General features: G+C 61.9%; 4 protein-coding genes. All 4 read left to right on the forward strand.

The annotated features are described in order from the left end of the window. Positions 1 to 533: type 2 periplasmic-binding domain-containing protein (locus tag AC1D0Z_RS18780; protein ID WP_477659707.1), on the forward strand; the 533-nt coding region annotated here is incomplete at its 5' end. Positions 534 to 678: 145 nt separating this feature from the next. Further along, the gene (locus AC1D0Z_RS18785; RefSeq protein ID WP_477659708.1) at positions 679 to 1,506 is read left to right on the forward strand and encodes an ABC transporter ATP-binding protein; all 828 of its coding nucleotides are present in this window, start codon (positions 679 to 681) and stop codon (positions 1,504 to 1,506) included. A gap of 96 nt (positions 1,507 to 1,602) precedes the next feature. After that, positions 1,603 to 2,442, forward strand: coding sequence for an ABC transporter permease (locus tag AC1D0Z_RS18790; protein ID WP_477659709.1), 840 nt, complete (start codon positions 1,603 to 1,605; stop codon positions 2,440 to 2,442). A 139-nt stretch (positions 2,443 to 2,581) separates the two neighbouring features. Beyond that, positions 2,582 to 2,734, forward strand: coding sequence for a DUF3096 domain-containing protein (locus tag AC1D0Z_RS18795; protein ID WP_348050368.1), 153 nt, complete (start codon positions 2,582 to 2,584; stop codon positions 2,732 to 2,734). The last annotated feature ends 169 nt before the right edge of the window (positions 2,735 to 2,903 follow it).

Genomic DNA, 2,903 nt, shown 5'->3' on the forward strand with positions numbered 1-2,903 from the left:
GTTTTATCGGGGTCGGCACCGCGGCAGGCGCGTTGACCGCGATGCGTTCGGGCCAGATCGACGCCATGAGCAACACCGACCCGGTCATGACCATGCTCGAGCAGAAGGGCGAGGTAAAGATCATCAGCGACACGCGCACCCTCAAGGGCACCACCGAAGTTTTTGGTGGCTCCATGCCCGCGGCCTGCCTGTACGCGCCAGTGGAGTTCATCGAGAAAAACCCCAATACATGCCAGGCGCTGGCCAATGCGATCGTGCACGGGCTTAAATGGCTGCAGACCGCCGGTCCCGGCGACATCATCAAGACCGTGCCTGAAAGCTACCTGCTGGGCGACCGCGCCCTCTACCTGGCGTCCTTCAACAAGGTCCGCGAGTCGATTTCGCTGGACGGGATCATTCCTGACGACGGCGCTCGTACGGCCCTGAAGGCACTGGCAAGCTTTGATCCGAGCATCAAGGCCGACAAGATCAACATTGCCAAGACCTATACCAACGAATTTGCGCGCAAGGCCAAGGATCGATTTAAGGCTTGAGCCCCCACGCTTTTCACTTCGCCTTCGGCTCCGTGTAATGCGCTGCCCCCCGAGGGGGCGCTGCGCCTGCGGTCTGGCAAAGCCAGTCCCGCGGCCCCGGCTGGTGAAGAGGCCCTGCGCAAGCACCTTGCTGTAAGCTCCCGCCATGCCAGAACCCGACGACGCCTACGCCCTGGAGCTGATCAACATCAGTTGCACTTTTCGCTCGCGCGACGATGCGGGCCAGCGTTATACGGCCGTAAGCGACACCACCTTGCGCATACGGGCCGGTGAATTTGTGTCGGTTGTCGGGCCTACGGGTTGCGGTAAATCGACGCTACTCAACATAGGCGCCGGTTTGCTGGAGCCGTCTTCCGGCGAGGTCAGGGTGTTTGGTGAGTCGCTGGAGGGCATCAACAGCCGCGCCGGCTACATGTTCCAGACTGAAGCATTGATGCCCTGGCGCAGCGCCATCGACAACGTCATGATGGGCCTGCAATACCGCGGTGTTCCGGATGCGGAGGCGCGCCGCCAGGCACAGGGCTGGCTGGAGCGTGTGGGCCTGGGCGAGTTCGGTGACCGCTACCCGCACCAGCTCTCGGGCGGCATGCGCAAACGCACTGCGCTGGCCCAGGTGCTGGCGCTGGATCCGKACATCATCCTGATGGACGAGCCTTTCAGCGCACTAGACATCCAGACCCGCCAGCTCATGGAAAACGAAGTGCTGGACTTGTGGGCCGCCAAGAAGAAAGCCGTGCTGTTCATTACCCACGACCTTGATGAAGCCATCGCCATGAGCGACAGGGTGGTGGTGCTGTCGGCTGGCCCGGGCACGCACCCCATCGGAGAATTTGCGATTGACCTGCCCCGGCCGCGCGATGTTGCCGAGGTACGCAGCCAGCCGCGTTTTGTTGAGCTGCATACGCAGATATGGAATGTGCTGCGCGACGAGGTCCTCAAGGGCTATGCGCAGCAACTGAAGAAGGCTGCCTAGAAATGAAGCCCCCACGTTCACTCACTGCGTGTAGCTCTCTGCCCCCCAAGGGGGCTGCGCTTGCCTGGGGCGGCCCTGCGCTGCGCGCGGCCTGACATGTGGCGCCATATCAAGCCTTCAGAAAACAATCTGCGCGGCTGGCAGTTTGGCTTGCTGGTTTTCATCCTGATCGGATGGCACGTGGCCTCGCGCGACCAGCAGATTGCCTTTTTCCTGGGTGAGCCCATCAAGGTAGCCGGCCGCGTCTGGAGCTGGTTCATGCCTTTCGGCTTTGGTTCAAGCCTGCTGTTTCCCGATGGGCTGCCCGGCAATGCCGACATCTACCTGCACCTGGGCACGACGCTGCTGGAAACCGTGCTGGCCTTCGGCATTGGCACTGTGCTGGGCCTGGCGTGCGGCCTGTGGCTTGCCCTGGCTCCCACCGCCAGCGCGATTCTGGACCCCTACATCAAGGCGGCCAATTCCATGCCGCGTGTGATCCTGGCGCCCATTTTTGCGTTGTGGTTCGGCCTGGGCATCTGGAGCAAGGTGGCGCTGGCCGTCACGCTGGTGTTTTTCATTGTGTTTTTCAATGTCTACCAGGGTGTGAAAGAAGTCAGCCCAGTGGTGCTCGCCAATGCCCGCATGCTGGGCGCCAATCAGCGCCAGCTGCTGCGCACGGTGTACCTGCCGAGCGCGACCAGCTGGGTGTTTTCCAGCCTGCACACTTCTGTGGGCCTGGCTTTTGTGGGCGCGGTGGTGGGGGAATACCTGGGCTCCGCGCGGGGCGTGGGCTACCTGATCCTGCAGGCCGAGGGCACGTTTGACGTGAATACCGTGTTTGCCGGCATCGTGGTGCTGACGGCCTTCGCGCTGGTGCTGGACGGAATTGTGGGCCGGCTCGAAAAAAAGCTCATGAAGTGGCAGCCGCGCACCGGCGAAACCGAAAAACTCTAAGAACAGGTTCTACCCTGCATCGCAACTCTTTGTCGTCCTACAGCCGGTAACCCGGGGTCTCCTTAAAGTCATGGCTGCTTGCATAGCCTCTGCCTGCCTGGGCGGAAGGGCTGGCGAGCCTTACTCCAAGGACAACACCATGAATCTTTCACTCAGCATCGGCCCCATCGTGTCGCTCATCGCGGGCATCCTGATCCTGCTGATACCGCGGCTGCTCAATTACATTGTGGCCATTTACCTGATCGTCATCGGCCTGATCGGCCTGTTCGGTAGCGGGTCGTTCAAGCTGTAGCCAGAGCTGAGACGCCTCGGCTGGCGCCGCAAAGTAGCGTCAGCCGCCGGTTGTGATTGCTGAATGGACGCCCGGAACTTCAGCGTTTTTTGGACTTCACCACCGTCTTGCCGCTGCCGCGTTTGACGGCCTTGGTGGAGCTGCCGCGACTGCGGCCGGAGGCCGAGGC

This window comes from Polaromonas sp. P1_E3 (genome assembly GCF_056405935.1).

Bases quoted from the DNA above. Each gene is read 5' to 3' on its own strand.
- AC1D0Z_RS18790 (WP_477659709.1), top strand. From the start codon at position 1,603: ATGTGGCGCCATATCAAGCCTTCAGAAAACAATCTGCGCGGCTGGCAG.
- AC1D0Z_RS18795 (WP_348050368.1), top strand. From the start codon at position 2,582: ATGAATCTTTCACTCAGCATCGGCCCCATCGTGTCGCTCATCGCGGGC.